This is a genomic window from Pseudomonas palmensis, assembly GCF_017848315.1.
Classification (GTDB): Bacteria; Pseudomonadota; Gammaproteobacteria; order Pseudomonadales; family Pseudomonadaceae; genus Aquipseudomonas; species Aquipseudomonas palmensis.
In genome coordinates this window covers 1-16,014 of sequence record NZ_JAFKEC010000048.1, presented here as the reverse complement: position 1 = coordinate 16,014, position 16,014 = coordinate 1, and the positions used below count along the sequence as shown (strand labels likewise).

Annotated in this window: 16 protein-coding genes; 7 read left to right on the top strand and 9 right to left on the bottom strand. The window is 66.1% G+C overall.

What is annotated here, in order from left to right; translation table 11 throughout:
* Positions 1–27 precede the first annotated feature (27 nt).
* Both JZZ72_RS21060 and JZZ72_RS21055 read right to left on the bottom strand, forming a co-directional pair.
* Complete coding sequence (locus JZZ72_RS21060; protein ID WP_210015088.1) at positions 28–1,440, bottom strand: DOPA decarboxylase; 1,413 nt, start codon at positions 1,438–1,440, stop codon at positions 28–30.
* 85 nt (positions 1,441–1,525) lie between these two features.
* On the bottom strand, positions 1,526–2,470 hold the full coding sequence (locus tag JZZ72_RS21055) for a LysR family transcriptional regulator (protein WP_043861114.1): 945 nt from the start codon (positions 2,468–2,470) through the stop codon (positions 1,526–1,528).
* Between the two features lie 144 nt (positions 2,471–2,614).
* On the opposite strand from JZZ72_RS21055, the gene JZZ72_RS21050 reads away from it, so the two are divergent.
* Positions 2,615–3,478 carry a LysR family transcriptional regulator gene (locus JZZ72_RS21050; RefSeq protein WP_116053531.1) on the top strand — a complete coding sequence of 288 codons (864 nt, stop codon included), beginning with the start codon at positions 2,615–2,617 and terminating at the stop codon, positions 3,476–3,478.
* On the opposite strand, the gene JZZ72_RS21045 is transcribed toward JZZ72_RS21050, so the two are convergent.
* Complete coding sequence (locus JZZ72_RS21045; RefSeq protein WP_043861116.1) at positions 3,419–4,615, bottom strand: HPP family protein; 1,197 nt, start codon at positions 4,613–4,615, stop codon at positions 3,419–3,421. The genes JZZ72_RS21050 and JZZ72_RS21045 overlap by 60 nt on opposite strands.
* A gap of 267 nt (positions 4,616–4,882) precedes the next feature.
* Positions 4,883–5,170, bottom strand: coding sequence for a hypothetical protein (locus tag JZZ72_RS21040; RefSeq protein WP_043861117.1), 288 nt, complete (start codon positions 5,168–5,170; stop codon positions 4,883–4,885).
* 268 nt (positions 5,171–5,438) lie between these two features.
* Between JZZ72_RS21040 and JZZ72_RS21035 the strand changes: the two genes are divergently transcribed.
* The 4 genes from JZZ72_RS21035 to ppk2 all read left to right on the top strand — a co-directional run bounded on the left by JZZ72_RS21035 (position 5,439) and on the right by ppk2 (position 10,245).
* Complete coding sequence (locus JZZ72_RS21035) at positions 5,439–6,362, top strand: hypothetical protein (protein WP_088514877.1); 924 nt, start codon at positions 5,439–5,441, stop codon at positions 6,360–6,362.
* Between the two features lie 283 nt (positions 6,363–6,645).
* The gene (locus tag JZZ72_RS21030; RefSeq protein WP_100632474.1) at positions 6,646–7,626 is read left to right on the top strand and encodes an aliphatic sulfonate ABC transporter substrate-binding protein; all 981 of its coding nucleotides are present in this window, start codon (positions 6,646–6,648) and stop codon (positions 7,624–7,626) included.
* 17 nt (positions 7,627–7,643) lie between these two features.
* Complete coding sequence (locus JZZ72_RS21025) at positions 7,644–9,005, top strand: LLM class flavin-dependent oxidoreductase (RefSeq protein WP_210015087.1); 1,362 nt, start codon at positions 7,644–7,646, stop codon at positions 9,003–9,005.
* A gap of 205 nt (positions 9,006–9,210) precedes the next feature.
* Positions 9,211–10,245 (top strand): polyphosphate kinase 2, encoded by a 1,035-nt coding sequence (gene ppk2, locus JZZ72_RS21020; protein ID WP_043861121.1) that lies wholly within the window; start codon positions 9,211–9,213, stop codon positions 10,243–10,245.
* 41 nt (positions 10,246–10,286) lie between these two features.
* Here the strand turns inward: ppk2 and JZZ72_RS21015 are convergent, their stop codons facing one another.
* The 3 genes from JZZ72_RS21015 to JZZ72_RS21005 all read right to left on the bottom strand — a co-directional run bounded on the left by JZZ72_RS21015 (position 10,287) and on the right by JZZ72_RS21005 (position 12,435).
* On the bottom strand, positions 10,287–10,472 hold the full coding sequence (locus JZZ72_RS21015; RefSeq protein ID WP_043861122.1) for a DUF1289 domain-containing protein: 186 nt from the start codon (positions 10,470–10,472) through the stop codon (positions 10,287–10,289).
* Between the two features lie 9 nt (positions 10,473–10,481).
* Positions 10,482–11,228, bottom strand: coding sequence for an SDR family oxidoreductase (locus JZZ72_RS21010; RefSeq protein WP_043861123.1), 747 nt, complete (start codon positions 11,226–11,228; stop codon positions 10,482–10,484).
* Positions 11,229–11,298: 70 nt separating this feature from the next.
* Positions 11,299–12,435, bottom strand: a complete 1,137-nt coding sequence (locus tag JZZ72_RS21005) for a sterol desaturase family protein (RefSeq protein WP_043861124.1) — start codon at positions 12,433–12,435, stop codon at positions 11,299–11,301.
* Between the two features lie 268 nt (positions 12,436–12,703).
* Here JZZ72_RS21005 and JZZ72_RS21000 point away from each other — a divergent pair, with 268 nt between their 5' ends.
* Positions 12,704–13,135, top strand: a complete 432-nt coding sequence (locus JZZ72_RS21000; protein WP_043861125.1) for a DUF411 domain-containing protein — start codon at positions 12,704–12,706, stop codon at positions 13,133–13,135.
* A 10-nt stretch (positions 13,136–13,145) separates the two neighbouring features.
* Positions 13,146–13,580, top strand: coding sequence for a YqaA family protein (locus tag JZZ72_RS20995; RefSeq protein ID WP_043861126.1), 435 nt, complete (start codon positions 13,146–13,148; stop codon positions 13,578–13,580).
* Between the two features lie 6 nt (positions 13,581–13,586).
* On the opposite strand, the gene zapE is transcribed toward JZZ72_RS20995, so the two are convergent.
* Positions 13,587–14,696 (bottom strand): cell division protein ZapE, encoded by a 1,110-nt coding sequence (gene zapE, locus JZZ72_RS20990; RefSeq protein WP_210015086.1) that lies wholly within the window; start codon positions 14,694–14,696, stop codon positions 13,587–13,589.
* Between the two features lie 104 nt (positions 14,697–14,800).
* Positions 14,801–15,949 (bottom strand): PQQ-dependent sugar dehydrogenase, encoded by a 1,149-nt coding sequence (locus tag JZZ72_RS20985; protein ID WP_043861128.1) that lies wholly within the window; start codon positions 15,947–15,949, stop codon positions 14,801–14,803.
* Between the last annotated feature and the right edge of the window lie 65 nt (positions 15,950–16,014).

The window sequence follows — 16,014 nt, the reverse complement described above, 5'->3', positions numbered from 1 at the left end:
GCCTTGCCGGCGAAGGGGCCGCAGGGATCAGCCCTTGACCACCTGCTGCAACCCCTCCCACAGCCTTGCCACATGCTCGCGCTCGGTGGGCAACGCGCCCACCGACACCCGCACCATCCACTGCCCGTTCAACGTCGCCGGGGTCACATACGCCGCGCCCGAGGCATTGAGCCGGTCGGCCCAGGCGCGGGTGTGGCGGTCCAGTGCCTCGCCTTCCAGCCCGCCAGGCTGGTGACGAATGCACAGGGTCTGCAACTGCACCGGCGCCAGCACCTCCCAGCCCGGGGCCGCACCTACCTGCTGTTCAAGCCAGCGAGCATTGCCCAGGTCGCGGCGCAGGCGTTGCTGCAAGCCTTCCACGCCTTCGCTGCGCAACATGAACCACAGCTTCAATGCACGAAACCTGCGCCCCAGCGGGATGCCCCAGTCGCGCAGGTTCTTCACTTCGCCATCGACCGCCGACTGCAGGTAGCTGGGGTTGGTGCTCATCACACGGATCAGGTGCTGCGGGTCACGCACGAAATACAGCGAGCAGTCGAACGCCACCCCCAGCCATTTGTGCGCATTGACCACGATGGAGTCGGCCTGCTCGATGCCGGTCCACATCCAGCGGCATTCGGGCAGGATCATCGCCGAACCGGCCATGGCCGAGTCCACATGCAGCCACAGGCCATGGGCGCGGGCGATGCGGCCGATCGGTTCGAGCGGGTCGAGGGCGGTGGTGGCCGTGGTGCCGGTGGTGGCGACCACCGCGCACGGTTGCAGCCCTGCGGCAAGGTCCTGCTCGATGGCCGCTGCCAGCGCTTCAGGGCGCATGGCGAAGGCTTGGTCGACTTCGATGTAGCGGATGTTGTCCTTGCCGAAGCCGGCCAGCAGCGCGGCCTTGTCTACCGAGCTGTGGGCCTGGGCGCTGGTGTAGATCATCAGCGGCCGGGCCTGCGCTTGCAGGCCACCCTTGACCAGCGCGTAGTCGCTGGCGCGCTCGCGGGCGCAGATCAGCGCCACCAGCGTGCTGCTGGAGGCGGTGTCCTGGATCACCCCGCTCCAGGCACCGGACAGGCCGATCATCTGGCGCAGCCAGTCGACCGTGGTCTCCTCCAGCTCGCTCAGCGCCGGGCTCGACTGCCACGACAGGCCGAGCACGCCCAGGCCGGTGCTGAGAAAGTCGCCCAGCACCGAAGACAGCGTGCCGTTGGAGGGGAAGTAGCCGAAGAAGTCCGGGTGCTGCCAGTGCGACAGGCCGGGCATCACCAGCTGGTCCACGTCGGCGAGGATCTGCTCGAAGGGTTCGCCCTGCTGCGGCGCGGCCTGGGGCAAGGCATTCTTCAGGTAGCCCGGCTCGACCTGGGCCATGACCGGCAGGCTGGCGACATTGGCACGGTAATCGGCGATGCGGTCGATCAGTTGGTGACCTTGCTGGCGAAATTCTTCTGGGCTCACGCGCTGGCTCCTGTGGGGGTGATTGCAGTGCCAGCGAGTCTAGGCGCTGGCTGGCCGCTGAAACACGCCGCGCCGCGCATAGCTGCTATGGCGAATCCACATAGCTGCCGGTGACGCCGAACTGCGACTGCTGCCACAGCTCGAACACCTGCGCACGAAACCAGCGGTGCTCGGCCGAAGCCTGCAGGCGCTGGTGCCACACCACCCAGTAGCGCTGGGTGTGTTCGACGAACGCCAGCGGGCACCACACCACCGGGTGCAGGCGGCTGAGCTGGCGGGCGATGTGTTCGGGCACGGTGACCAGTGTCTGGCTGGCGCACACCACCTGCACCGCCGCCGAGAAGAACGGCACCTGCAGGGTGATGCGCCGGGCAAGGCCCTGGCCGCGCAGGTGGCGGTCGATGAAGCTGTCCTTGTCGCCGCCGCCACAGATGCGCACGTGCCCCCAGGCCAGGTAGTCATCCTGGCTCAGCTCGGCGTGCCGGGCCAGCGGGTGTTCGCGGTGCATCAGGCACACCGCGCGATCCTCGCCGAGCATGCGCCCGTGCAGGTTGGCCGGGGCGCTGTCGAACAGCGTGGTGGCCAGGTCGATTTCACCGCTGGCCAGGCGTTCGAACTGGTCCGGCGACCAGCTGCGGTAGTCGATCGACACCCCCGGCGCCTGCTCGGCCAGGCGGCTGACCAGCAACGGCAGCATGTGTTCGGCGATGTAGTCGGAGGCGGCCAGGCAGAATCGCCGCTCGCAGCGCTGCGGGCTGAAGGCCTCGGGTTGGCGCAGGGCGTCGAGCTCGCCCAGTACCTGGCGCAGGGGCAGCACCAGCGCCTGCGCCCGTTCGCTGAGTACATAGCCGCGGCCCTGGCGAACCAGCAGCGGGTCGTCGAAGGCTTCGCGCATGTGCGCCAGCTGGCGGCTGAGCACCGACTGGCTGCTGCCCAGGCGCTCGGCGGCATGGCTGAGGTTCTTGAGCTGCAACAGCGTGTCGAGGGTACGCAGGTGCGCAAGGCTCAACGAGGCGAAGGTGGGGTTCAAGGCGCGCTCCGGCGGTGTAGTCGCCCTAGGCTAAGGGGTTTTGTGCCTGACGCAAAATCCGTTGCGTGGCCTTCGCCGGCAAGGCCGGCTCCTACAAGGGCACTGAAAGCTCTAGACTGTGCACTGGTAGAACACGAGGCCCCCATGGATATCGACCTGGCGCGTACCTTCATCGAAATCGTGCGCAGCGGCAGCCTGGTGGCCGCCGCAGAGCACCTGCACGTGACCCAGACCGCGATCAGCGCACGGGTGCAGAAGCTCGAGCAGTTGCTCGGCTGCCAATTGTTCGTGCGCAGCCGCAACGGCGCCAGCCTGACCGCCGACGGCAAGGGCTTCGTGGCCTACGCCAACCAGCTGGTGCACACCTGGGAGGCGGCGCGGCGCGACCTGCCGTTGCCCGCCGGCGGCTACCAGGTGCTGCACATCGGCGGCGAAGTCAGCCTGTGCAACCCGCTGCTGCTGGACTGGGTTCGCGTACTGCATCAGGAGGTGCCCAGCCATGCCATCCGCAGCGAGGTGGGCGACAGCGACACGCTGCTGCGCAAACTGGACATGGGCCTGCTGGATGCCGCGCTGGTGTACCAGCCGGGGTACGGCCCGGGGGTGCAGGTGGAGCAACTGCTGGAAGAGAAGCTGGTGTGCGTGCGCCGTGCCGGCCAGCCCGAGCCGTATATCTACATCGACTGGGGCGAGGCGTTCCGCCGCCAGCATGACGCAGCGCTGCCCGAGCACGCGCGCCCTGCCTTGAGCTTCAACCTCGGCCCGATGGCCTTGCAGTACATCCTCGAACACGGCGGCAGCGGCTACTTTCGCGCCCGCGTGGTGCAGAGCTACCTGGACTGCGGCGTGCTCGAACGGGTGCCGCAGGCGCCGGAGTTCACCTACCCGACCTACCTGGTGTACGCCCGCGAGCGCGACTCGGCAGCGCTGCAACAGGCGTTTGGCCTGTTACGCGGCGTGGTCGCGGGGGACAGTGACTGGTCCCAGCGCTGGGACCCGCTGATCTAGACCGGCCTGCTCGCGCTGCAGCAGTTGCTGGTGCAGCGCGCCGATCAGGTCGGTCTGGGTGACCACCCCGACCAGTTGCCCGGCTTCGAGCACCGGCAGGCAATGCAGGCCCTGGTCGCACAGCAGCGGGATCAGGGCCACCGCCGGTTCGTCGCTGTTCACGCTGCGTACCGGTTTGGTCATGACCTGTTCCAGGCGCACCGGGCGACGCCGGCCGAACAGCGCGCGCCAGCTGAAACGGCGTGCGGCCATTGCCGAATCGAGCAGGTCGCCGACGCTGACGATACCCACCAGCTGGCGCGCCTCGTCGAGCACGGGGAGGATCTTCAGGCGATGCTCGCCCAGCATCTTGAAGGCTTGCTCAAGCGTGGTGTCCGGGCTGGCGGACTGCACGTCGCGCGACATCACCCGGGCAGCCGTCATGCCGCCCAGGCTGCGCTGCAAGGCATGGCGCTCGGTGGCCAGGATGATGCGCTCCAGATCATCACGGGTCACGTCGACGAACTCGCCCAGTTCATTCAATGCGCGGTCCAGGTCGCCGGCACTCACCCCTACCCGCTCGCTCACGGGCGCATCCTGGGTACGGTGCAGGTCGGGCCGCGGGGCGACGATCTTGGGGTAGCGCACGCCGGTCAGGCGGTTGTACACCACTGCCACCAGCAGCAGGCACAGGGCATTGAGCAGCACCGGCTCGACCACCTGGGCGCCCAGGCTCGCCAGCGACGGGTCGGCCATCGCCAGGCTGACCGCCAGTGCCGCGCCCGGCGGGTGCAGGCAGCGCAGCAGGCACATCAGCAGCACCACCAGCACCAGCGCCATGCACACCACCACCAGGCTCGCGCCCAGCCAGTGGTGCAGCACCAGGCCCACCAGCATCGCGCAGCTGTAGCTGCCCAGCAGCGGCCAGGGCTGCGACAGTGCGCCCGAGGACACCCCGAACAGCAGCACCGCCGACGCAGCCAGCGGGGCCATCAGGTGCAGGGTGACGGCGTTGCCGAACAGCACGCTGCACAGTCCGCCGGCCACCAGCAGGCCGAGCACGGCGCCAAGGCCGGCCCGCAGCCACTCTTTGGGCGGGATATGCAACGCGGCGGGGATGAAGCGATCGAGCCAGTTGTTCAGACGGCGGGTGGACATGCGACGACCTGGTACCTGTTGAAATAAAAGAAGCCCGCCCAAGACGAGGGGGCTTTGTATCGCGAGGGGGCAATACGCAAAGGGCTCCGTCCCTGGAGATGGAAATCCGGGGGTTCGGATGCGCGCAGTCTGAACAAAAGCGGGGATGGGCTCCAACGCAAAAAAATGCAGCTTGAGTGCAATTATTTTGCTGGATGAGCCGGCGGGAGGGTTCTGGCAGGAGCGCAAGGCTGCGCTCCTGCCGCTGACCGGGCCTGAACGGCCGAATCAGCCAAGCAGTGCCGGGTCGATGCCGTCGCAGTCGAAGGCGATGTAGCCACCCACTTCATCGGCCCTGCCATCGGTGATCTCGCCGTGATAGGACAGGCCGTTGCTCAGGGTGACGCAGATGTGGGTGGGGTCCTGCGGGGCGTCCAGCTTGCCGTTGAACTCGACCGTGAAGCGGGTTTCGCCATCGACCTTCAACCCGATCAACACATTGGCATTGTCCACGGCCTCGGTCTCCTTGCCTGCGTATTCGGCGCTGACGGTCACGGTGGCGGTGTCTTGATACATGCTAGAGCTCCAACGGCAGGAATGCGTGACGCCCACTGGCGCCAACCGGCGGCTAGGGTAAGCCACCAGGCGGGGTGTGGGGAATCCCCGTCGGGCGCAAGGTTGCAATTTGCATGAGGCAAAACGGGCACTCATGCAGGCTGCATGGCCTTAGGACGGTTCGGTTTTACAACTGATTGATTTTGAAAGGATAAATGTTTCGTAGCATTTGGCACAGCAACTGCTCTACAGGAGGGGGAAGACCCATTTCATGACTGGAGCACCAACAATGATTACAAGTGCCGATACCTACGCCGTCCCCGCGGGGGACACCTCCAGCCACTCAGGGGTGTCCTGGGCGGCCATCTTCGCCGGTGCCACCGGTGCCGCCGCACTGTCGCTGATCCTTATCGTGCTGGGCTTCGGCCTGGGGTTCTCGGCTGTCTCGCCGTGGCCGGGTGATGGCGCCACGGCCAAGCAACTGGGTATTTCGAGCATCGTGTGGCTGGCGCTGACGCAGATCATTGCCTCGGGCCTGGGCGGCTACATCGCCGGGCGGCTGCGGGTCAAATGGGCCAACCTGCATGGCGATGAAGTGTATTTCCGCGATACCGCCCACGGTTTCCTGGCCTGGGCCTTTGCCACGCTGGTAACTGCGGTGCTGGTGGTGGGTTCGGTAAGCTCGGTGGTGAGCGGCGGCGTCCAGGCCGGCGCGATGGCGGCCTCTGGCGTGGCTGCAGCCGGTGCCGGCGCGGCTGCCAACAGCAGCAAGGCGAGCAATGACGATTCGGCCTACTTCATCGACATGCTGTTCCGTGACGAACGCCCGGTGGCGGTCACCGATGACGCGGCCCACGGCATTGCCGCGCGCATCTTCGTGCGTGGCCTGGCCGACGGCCAGCTGAACGCCGAAGACCGTACCTACCTGGCCAACGTGATTGCCCAGCGCACCCAGATCAGCCAGGCAGAAGCCGAACAGCGCATCGACACCGTGTTCGCCGAAGCCCGCCAGGCCATCGAAGAGGCCAAGCAACTGGCCGACGCCGCACGCAAGGCCGCTGCCGCCTCTGCGCTGTGGATGTTCGTGGCCCTGCTGTGCGGCGCGTTCTTCGCCAGCCTGTTCGCCATCTGGGGTGGTCGTCGCCGTGATGCCGCCGTGTTCCTGACGGCCGACCCGGTGCGCGTCGACCCCACCACTGCCCGTACCCTCTGACAGGAGATTCACCATGCGCTCGATACTGCTGTTCTTCCTCGGTGTGCCTATCCCGATCATCATTCTGATCGCCTTGTTCATGCATTGATGCACACCCAAAGCCCCCGACCCGTCGGGGGCTTTTTTGTGGGCGACTGGCGCGGCCGATAAATTCAAAAAGGATATAAAAATAACTATTTGTTCTAACTAAAAGTAATAAAAAAATTGCACTCCGCGGGCGTCAGCCTTTACTTTCAGGCCCTACCAGAAAACACCTGACGAACCCGCCTGCGGAGCCCTCACCATGTCCAACAAACCTCCTTCGACCCTGCGCCGCGTGCTGCTTGGCGGTGCCTTTGCCGCGCTCGCCAGCCTGGTACTGCCTGGCCCGGCCGCCTACGCCGAGCCAACCAAGAACCTGCGTATCGGCTACCAGAAGTTCAACAGCGTCAACATTCTCAAGGGCTCCGGCGCCCTGGAAAAAGCCCTGGCGCCGCAAGGCATCAAGGTCAGCTGGTACGAGTTCGCCGCCGGCCCGCAGTTGCTCGAGGCCCTGAGCACCGGCGCCATCGACCTGGGGCACGCCGCCGATGCGCCGTCGGTGTTCGCCCAGGCGTCGGGCAAGTCGGTGGTGTACCTGGCCGCCGAACAGCCCTACCCGCGCGGCATCGGCATTGTGGTGCGCGAGCAGGACAAGGTCGCCGATATCGCCGCCCTCAAGGGCCAGCGCGTGGCCACCGGTCGCGGCTGGAATGCCCAGTATCTGCTGGCCGTGGCCCTGCAGGACACCGGCCTGAGCTACAAGGACATCGACCCGGCCTACGTCAACAACGCCGCCGATGCCGTGGCCGCCCTGCAATCGGGCAGCGTCAAGGCCGTGACCCTGTGGGACCCCTTCCTCGCCGCAGCGGAAAAACAACCCGGCCTCAAGACCCTGCGCGACGGCACCGGGCTGACCAACAACCGCACCTTCTACCTGTCTTCGCCAGCCTTTGCCGACGAGAACCGTGGTGTGCTCAAGACCTTCTTCACCGAGCTGGGCAAGGTCAGCAACTGGGCCAACGCAAAACCCAAGGAAGTGGCGGCCCTGCTGGCTCCGCAACTGGGTATCGGCGCCGACGTGCTGGAAGTGGCCAGCGAGCGTCGCAACTACAACGCGGTGGCCATCACCCCCGAGATCACGGCCGAACAGCAGAAGCTGGCGGACACCTTCCAGGGCCTGGGCCTGATTCCCAAGCCGCTCAAGGTCGCCGACGCCGTGTACCCCGTCTCCGTACTGCCTTGACCGCGAGCGATTCGAGCATGTCCAAGCCCATCCGTTTCAACGCCTTCAGCATGAACGCCGCCACGCACCAGTCGCCGGGGCTATGGCGCCACCCACGCAACACCAGCAGCGATTTCAATCGCCTGAGCTACTGGACCGGGCTGGCCAGGCTGCTGGAGCGCGGACGTTTCGACGCGCTGTTCATCGCGGATGTGCTGGGCGTGTACGACGTGTACCAGGGCAGCCACGACGCAGCCCTGCGCGGCGGCGTGCAGGTACCGGTGAACGATCCGTTGCTGATCGTGCCGGCCATGGCCGGGGTCACCGAGCACCTGGGCTTCGGCATCACCTTCAGCCTCACCTATGAGCACCCGTACCCGTTCGCCCGGCGCATGTCGACCCTCGATCACCTGAGCGACGGGCGGGTGGGCTGGAACATCGTCACCGGCTACCTGGACAGCGCCGCGCGCAACCTGGGGCTGGCCCGGCAGCTGGCCCACGACGAGCGTTACGAGCTGGCCGAGGAGTACCTGCAGGTGCTCTACAAGCTGTGGGAGAAGAGCTGGGACGACGATGCAGTGGTCCGCGACCGGGGCCGCGGGGTGTTCGTGGAGCCTGCGCGGGTGCATCCGATCGGGCATGCCGGTGCGCACTTCCAGGTGCCTGGCGTGCACCTGAGCGAACCATCGCCACAACGCACCCCGGTGCTGTTCCAGGCCGGCGCCTCGGCACGCGGGCAGCGCTTTGCCGCTACCCACGCCGAATGCGTGTTCATCAGCGGCCCGACCCAGACGGTACTGCGCAGCTATGTGGACGGCATTCGCCAGGCCACGCGCGAGGCCGGGCGCCAGGAGAACGAGGTGCTGATATACGCGCAGGCGCTGCTGATCGTGGGTGACACGCGCGAAGCGGCCCAGGCCAGGCTGGACGAGTACCGCCAGTACGTGGATATCGAGGCGGCGCTGGCCTTGCTGTCGGGCTGGACCGGGATCGATTTTTCCAACCTGGAGCCGGATGCGCTGATCGAGTACATCGAGAACGATGCCGGGCGCACGGCGCTGGCCGCCTTTACCAGGTCGGACCCGAACCGGCGCTGGACCGTGCGCGAGGCGGCGGAGTTCGTCAGCCTGGGCGGGCGTGGCCCGGTGCTGCTGGGGTCGCCGGTGGAGATTGCCGACCAGCTGGAGCAGTGGCTGGATGCCACCGGCATCGACGGCTTCAACCTCACCTACGCGGTGGTGCCGGATGACCTGCAGGCGGTGGTCGACACGGTGGTGCCGGAACTGCAGCGGCGCGGGCGCTATCGCACCGAGTATGAGGCGGGCACCTTGCGCCACAAGCTGTTCGGGCGTGGGGATCGGTTGCCGGCCGAGCATGCGGGGCGGTTGGTGCAGATCTGAGACCGTGCCGTCTGCAATCGCGGGTCAAGCCCGCTCCCACAGGTTCGACGGTTTCTGTGGGAGCGGGCTTGACCCGCGATTGCAGCACCACCGTTACCGCGTGATATATGGCCACTTGCCTCCACGCTATTGACCAGGATCAACAGATCGCAAAATCACACTCCTACACTAGATAGAGGAAATCAGAACGCAAAACAGGCCCACCATGAGCGAAGAATCCACCGTACACCCCCTGCCCCTGCCATCCGCCTCGTCCAACGACAGCAGTTCGCCGGCCACGCCCAAAGCGGCCGTCACTCGTTCGCGCCGCCCACGCGCCCCGCGCAAGCCTGCTCAGGTGATCCCTGCCGAAATCGAAATCAGTGCCATCAGCCACGAGCCTGCCGCGCTGCAGGTGGCCAGTGCGCCGCGTCGCGGCTCCAACGAAGACAGCGTGTCTGCCGCCCTGCCCGCCAATTACCCCTACCGCAACCGCATGCGCCGCGCCGAGTACGAAAAGGCCAAGCATGAGTTGCAGATAGAGCTGCTGAAGGTACAGAACTGGGTAAAAGCCACCGGCCAGCGCATCGTGGTGCTGTTCGAAGGCCGCGATGCCGCCGGCAAGGGCGGCACCATCAAGCGCTTCATGGAGCACCTGAACCCGCGTGGCGCACGTATCGTGGCCCTGGAAAAACCTTCCGACCAGGAGAAGGGCCAGTGGTACTTCCAGCGCTATATCCAGCACCTGCCCACCGCCGGTGAAATGGTCTTCTTCGACCGCTCCTGGTACAACCGCGCCGGCGTCGAGCGGGTGATGGACTTCTGCACGCCGATGCAGTACCTGGAGTTCATGCGTCAGACCCCGGAGCTTGAACGCATGCTGTGCAACAGCGGCATCCTGCTGTTCAAGTTCTGGTTCTCGGTGAACCGCGAAGAGCAACTGCGCCGGTTCATCTCGCGCCGTGACGACCCGCTCAAGCACTGGAAGCTCTCGCCCATCGACATCAAGTCGCTGGACAAGTGGGACGAGTACACCGCCGCCAAGGAGGCGATGTACTTCCACACCGATACTGCCGATGCGCCGTGGACCGTGATCAAGTCGGACGACAAGAAGCGCGCGCGCCTGAACTGCATCCGCCACTTCCTGCACACGCTGGACTACCCCGACAAGGACCCGAAAGTCGCCCACCAGCCCGACCCGTTGCTGGTCGGCCGCGCCTCGCGCGGGCTGGAGGAAGAGGACCTAGTCAACACCCACTGACCACCGCTGGGGGCGCGTCAGGATGGCGCGCTACCTGCGGCCTAGCGCTTGTTTTTCTTCTTCAGGGCCTTCAGGCGCTTGGCCGCCCGCTCCACCGTGGCCATCTTCTCGGGCCGCTTCATGCGCTTCCACTGCTTGATCTCGTCCTTGCTGCGCCCGCAGCTCACGCACAGCTCGCCGCTGAGCTTGCACGCCGAAATGCACGGGTTGTCGATATCCTTGGCCATGCTGCGCGCTCAGCGCCCACCGCCCAGGTCGATGAAGCTGCCGGTGGTGTAGGAGGCCTTGTCCGACAGTAGCCACAGGATCGCTTCGGCCACTTCGGCCGCCTGCCCGCCACGGCCCATGGGGATGCCCGGTTCCAGCTTGCGAACCCGCTCGGCATCGCCGCTGAGGGCATGGAAGTCGGTGAAGATGTAGCCCGGCCGTACGCCATTGACACGCACGCCCTCGCCCGCCACTTCCTTGGCCAGGCCCAGGGTGAAGGTGTCCAGCGCGCCCTTGGAGGCGGCGTAGTCGACATACTCGTTGGGCGAACCCAACCGCGCGGCCACCGATGACACGTTGACGATGGCACCGCCCGGCCCGCCATGGCGGGTCGACATGCGTTGCAGCGCATGCCTGGCGCACAGCATCGGCCCCACCACGTTGGTTTTCATCAGCTTGAGCAGGCGAAACTCGGACATCTCTTCCACCCGGCTCTGGTGGCCGATGGTGCCGGCGTTGTTGACCAGCGCCGTGACCCGGCCCAGTTCCTTGTCGACACGCTGGAACAGCTGGATGATTTCATCCTCGACGCTGACATCGGCGCGCACCGTGATCGCCTCGGCACCCAGCGCGCGCACCTGCTCCAGCACGCGATGGGCCGAGGCGTCATCAGCAAGGTAGTTGATGCAGATGCGGTAGCCGGCCCGCGCAGCGGCCAGCGCAGTGGCCGCGCCAATGCCGCGACCGGCGCCGGTAATGATGATCACGTTGTCCATGGATACTCCTGGCCCCAATGCCGTTCACCCGGCAAGGCTAACGCAGCATGGGGCAGCGGGCAAAGGGCTATCAGGCCTTGGGCTCGGGCTTTTGCAGCGGGTACAGGTGCTGGCGCACGATGCCTTCGGGCAGGTCCTTGCCGAACACGCCGTAGCGGGTCGGCCATTCCTTGCGCGGCAGCTTGAAGGTGCCGAACAGCATGTCGACCAGGGGCAGGTGGATCGCGTAGTTCTTGTAGATGTAGTCCTTGTGCCGGGCATGGTGCCAGTGGTGGTAGCGCGGCATCACCAGCACGTAGTTCAGCCAGCCGCCGTCGATTCGCACGTTGGCATGCGCCAGCACCGCCTGCACGCCCACCAGGATCACGTAGGCATTCATCGCCTGCGGCGAGAAGCCCAGCAGGATCAGCGGTACCAGCACGCCGGTGCGGGTCAGCAGGATTTCGGCGAAATGGATGCGCGAGCCGGCCAGCCAGTCCATCGCGGTGCTGGAATGGTGCACCGCATGGAAGCGCCACATCCACGGCACCACGTGGTAAAGGCGGTGCAGCCAGTACTGCCCCAGGTCGGCGACGAACACCGCCAGCACGAACTGCACCACGATCGGCAGGCTCTGCACCTTGGCCTGCAGCGTTTCGGACACCACCCAGCCGGCCAGCCAGGTGGACGAGGCGGTGACGAAGATCAGGATGAACTGCACCAGCATGTGACTGACGAAGAAGTAGCTCAGGTCGGTGCGCCACTGCGGGCGCAGGATGTTCTGCTGCGGGTCCTTGGCGTAGAGCTTTTCCAGCGGGATGAAGATGATCGCCGAAACCAGCAGCGCCAGCACGAACCAGTCAAGGCCAAGGGAATACGGGGTTTGGCCGATGGTTTCGGTCTGAATGTTGGTGCCGCCCAGAAACACGGCCAGGCCCGCCGCGCTGATGCCGGTGAAGCCCAGGCGCTTGCGCCGGTTGAGCAGGATGTTGAGGGTGCCCAGGCTGAACGCCAGCACCAGCCCGGCCAGCAGCAGGGTGCGGGCGAACTGCTCGCTGTAGACCTTGCGGAACTCGCCGAAGGTCAGCCACTGCGGGAACAGAAAGCACAGCACCGCCAGCAGGCTGAGCAAGCCGAGCATGGCCGACAGGTAGCCGCTGATACGCCCTTCACCGAACCGGAACGGCTCGTGCCCGTGACGCTTGAAGTAGGCCTTGAGTGCCTGCATGGGTCATGTTTCCTTGATTGACTGTGGTACTCCATCACCGATGGTCGCCCTGACCAGGCACGACGCCATCGTTTGGGGTTAGAGGAGCGAGTGCTCCCACAGGTCACGCAGGCAGTGTCCTACCTTACAAATCTGTAATGCAGCGCTCAGTCTGGCGACAGCTTCACCCGGCTATGCTCCAGCCATGAGCCCGGTTACCCTGTTGCACTGACCGACCACCGATCATTCGAGACGCGGGTTGCCCTGACGGCGGCCCCGGAGATCCACGATGCTGAAAAAGAATTTCGTTGCCTTCGGCCTGCTGGCCATGAGTGCGCTGGCCCAGGCCGGCCAGACCATCGATGTGTACCGCGACCCCAACTGCGGTTGCTGCAAGGAATGGATCAGCCACCTGCGCGACAACGGCTTTAGCGTGAATGACCATGTGGAGCCGAACATGAGTGCAGTCAAGCAGCGCCTGGGCGTGGCGCCGCGCCTGGCGTCGTGCCACACCGGGGTGATCGACGGCAAGTTCGTCGAGGGCCATGTGCCGGCCGAGCAGATCCAGCTGCTGGCCAAGCGTCCCGACCTGCGCGGCCTGGCCGTGCCGGGCATGCCGATGGGCTCGCCAGGCATGGAAATGGGCGATCACAAGGATGCCTACCAGGTCATCGGCCTGACCCGCGACGGCACCGACGAAGTGGTCGCCAACTACCCGTGAGCACGGCGCCATGCTGAGCGGCTGGGGGCTGTTCCTCAGCGCCTTTGGCGCCGCCACCCTGCTGCCGTTGCAGTCCGAGGCGGTATTGGTCGGGCTGCTGCTGCACGAACCTGATGCCTGGTTGCTGCTGCTGGCGATTGCCACCGCCGGCAATGTACTGGGCTCGGTGGTCAACTGGCTGCTGGGTCGGGGTATCGAGCACTTGCGCGACAAGCGCTGGTTTCCGTTCAGCCAGGCCCAGCTGGACAGGGCCCAGCAGCGCTACCAGCGCTATGGCCAGTGGTCGCTGCTGTTGAGCTGGATGCCGGTGATCGGCGACCCGCTGACGCTGATCGCCGGGATCATGCGCGAGCCATTCTGGCGTTTCATGCTGCTGGTGACCGTGGCCAAGGCCGGGCGTTACCTGGTGCTGGTGCTGTTGACCCTGGGCTGGGTGCACAGCTGAGCGGCTTCAGCAGAAGCGTTGCAGTTGCATCTCGCGCAGCCGGCTGAGGGTGCGACGGAATGGGAACTCCAGGTAGCCTTCGGTATACAGCGCCTCGAGTGCCACCTCGGCCTCCACGTACAGCGCCACGCGGCGGTCATAGCATTCATCGACCAGCGCGATGAAGCGCCGCACGCTGTCGTCGTGAATCGACAGCTGCGGCAGTTCGCGATCCCCCGCCACTACCCGCTCGGCGCCGTCCTCGGTGCCGCGGGCGATTCTGCCCGGTCGTTGCCGGGCCCCGAGTGCAGGCACTTCGCCCAGCAGAATGACCTTGAAGCGATCACACAGGGCCATGAAGTCCATGGCGGCCAGGGGCTGCTCGCACAGTTCGTTGTAAGTGCACCACACCGCCGAGGTGCTGCGTCGCACCACCTTGACCGTGCGGTAGCCCAGGCTCAGGTCCTCGCGGCTGACCGGTTCACCCGCGCTCGACTGCTCGAACACCTGGGCCAGCGCGCTGGGCTGGCCCGGCTGGCGCACCCAGTAGCGTTGCAGTTCGGCACCGGGATGCAGGCGATGGTCCTGGCCGCCGTCCACCGCCACTACGTGCATGTGCCGCTCGATGGCGGCAATCGCCGGCACGAAGCGTTCGCGATTGAAACCGTCGGCGTAGAGCTGCGCCGGCGGCTGGTTGGAGGTGGCGACGATGACCACGCCGCTGTCGAACAGCACCTGGAACAGGCGACCGAGAATGATGGCGTCACCGATGTCGTTGACGAACAGTTCGTCGAAGCACAGCACGCGGATCTCTTCGGCCAGGCCGTGGGCAAGGGCCTGCAAGGGGTCGGCGGTGCCGTTGAGCTGGAACAGGCGCTGATGCACCCAGCGCATGAAGTGGTGAAAGTGCTGGCGGCGGGCGGGCACCTGCAGGCAGCGGTGGAACTGGTCCATGAGCCAGGTCTTGCCGCGCCCGACCGGGCCCCACAGGTATACCCCACGCGCCACCTCGCCGCGCTCAAGAGCCTCGAAGCAGGCTTGAAGGCAGTCGACGGCATGCTGCTGCGCAGCGTCGGGGACGAAGCCATTGAGCTCGATGGATTGCTGGTACAACGACAGCGGGGTGAGGCTGGACATGCCGGGGGCCTGTGCGGAAAAAGGCCAAGGGTAGCATCAGTGAGGTTTGCGGGGCGTGCTTCGCCTGCAGCAGCCGGCCTTGCCGGCGAAGCACGCGCCACCGCTTACTGCGTCAGGCCCACCTTCAGCAGCGCACCGTCACTCTCGTCGGTCAGCACATAGAGAAAGCCGTCCGGCCCCACCCGCACATCGCGAATACGCGCATTCAACTGCCCCAGCAGGCGCTCTTCATGCACCACCTTGTCGCCATCCAGTTGCAGGCGGATCAGCTCCTGGGCGGCCAGCGCGCCGATGAACAGGTTGTGGTCCCAGGCCTTGAAGCGCGGGTTGTCGTAGAACGCCATGCCGCTGATGGCCGGGGACTTCTCCCACACGTGCAGCGGGTCCACCGCGCCCTCGACGCGCTTGCCCTTGGCCTCGGGTATCGGCAGCAGCGAGTAGTTGATGCCGTGCGTCGCCAGGGGCCAGCCGTAGTTCTTGCCCGGCTTGGGAATGTTGATCTCGTCGCCGCCGCGAGGCCCGTGCTCGTTGGTCCACAGTTCGCCTGTCCACGGGTTCAATGCCGCGCCCTGCTGGTTGCGATGGCCATACGACCAGATCTCGGGGCGCACGTTGCTCTGGCCCACAAAGGGGTTGTCCTTGGGCACCTGGCCGTCGGGCAGGATGCGCACCACCTTGCCCTGCAGCTTGTCCAGGTCCTGGGCGGTGGGCCGCTGGTTGTTCTCGCCCAGGGCGATGAACAGGTAGCCGTCGCGGTCGAACACCAGCCGCGAACCGAAGTGGTTGCCGCTGGACAGCTTGGGCTGCTGGCGGAAGATCACGTTGAAGTCGTCCAGGCGCAGGTTGTCGCTCGACAGGCGGCCGCGCCCCACGGTAGTACCGGCCGTGTCGCCATCACCCCCGCCTTCGGCATACGAGAGGTAGACCATGCGGTCCTGCTCGAACTGCGGCGACAGCGCCACGTCGAGCAACCCGCCCTGCCCCTTGGCCCACACCTGCGGCACGCCGCTCAACGGCGAACCGACCTTGCCGTCGGCACTGATGATGCGCAGGTTGCCCTGGCGCTCGGTCACCAGCATGCCCTGCCCGTCGGGCAGGAACGCCAGCGCCCAGGGGTTCTTCAGCCCCTCGGCCAGGGTACTGACGGTGAGCTGGCCTTCTTCGCTGGGGAAGGTGCGCTCGGGGGCGGCGGTGGCGGTCAGCGGCAACAGCGCCGCAGCGCAGAGGGAGAGTAGCCAGGTACGTGAAGACATGCAGGGTTCCTTGCAGTGGGCCAAGCGATCAGGGCGTACGCGTCGATTCGCGCGGCGGGCGGGAG

Coding starts and splice junctions, on each gene's coding strand:
- JZZ72_RS20995 (WP_043861126.1), top strand. CDS start 13,146: ATGCTGAGCGGCTGGGGGCTGTTCCTCAGCGCCTTTGGCGCCGCCACC.
- JZZ72_RS21000 (WP_043861125.1), top strand. CDS start 12,704: ATGCTGAAAAAGAATTTCGTTGCCTTCGGCCTGCTGGCCATGAGTGCG.
- JZZ72_RS21040 (WP_043861117.1), bottom strand. CDS start 5,170: ATGTATCAAGACACCGCCACCGTGACCGTCAGCGCCGAATACGCAGGC.
- ppk2 (WP_043861121.1), top strand. CDS start 9,211: ATGAGCGAAGAATCCACCGTACACCCCCTGCCCCTGCCATCCGCCTCG.
- JZZ72_RS21025 (WP_210015087.1), top strand. CDS start 7,644: ATGTCCAAGCCCATCCGTTTCAACGCCTTCAGCATGAACGCCGCCACG.
- JZZ72_RS21005 (WP_043861124.1), bottom strand. CDS start 12,435: ATGCAGGCACTCAAGGCCTACTTCAAGCGTCACGGGCACGAGCCGTTC.
- JZZ72_RS21035 (WP_088514877.1), top strand. CDS start 5,439: ATGATTACAAGTGCCGATACCTACGCCGTCCCCGCGGGGGACACCTCC.
- JZZ72_RS21015 (WP_043861122.1), bottom strand. CDS start 10,472: ATGGCCAAGGATATCGACAACCCGTGCATTTCGGCGTGCAAGCTCAGC.
- JZZ72_RS21050 (WP_116053531.1), top strand. CDS start 2,615: ATGGATATCGACCTGGCGCGTACCTTCATCGAAATCGTGCGCAGCGGC.
- JZZ72_RS21010 (WP_043861123.1), bottom strand. CDS start 11,228: ATGGACAACGTGATCATCATTACCGGCGCCGGTCGCGGCATTGGCGCG.
- JZZ72_RS21045 (WP_043861116.1), bottom strand. CDS start 4,615: ATGTCCACCCGCCGTCTGAACAACTGGCTCGATCGCTTCATCCCCGCC.
- JZZ72_RS21030 (WP_100632474.1), top strand. CDS start 6,646: ATGTCCAACAAACCTCCTTCGACCCTGCGCCGCGTGCTGCTTGGCGGT.
- zapE (WP_210015086.1), bottom strand. CDS start 14,696: ATGTCCAGCCTCACCCCGCTGTCGTTGTACCAGCAATCCATCGAGCTC.
- JZZ72_RS20985 (WP_043861128.1), bottom strand. CDS start 15,949: ATGTCTTCACGTACCTGGCTACTCTCCCTCTGCGCTGCGGCGCTGTTG.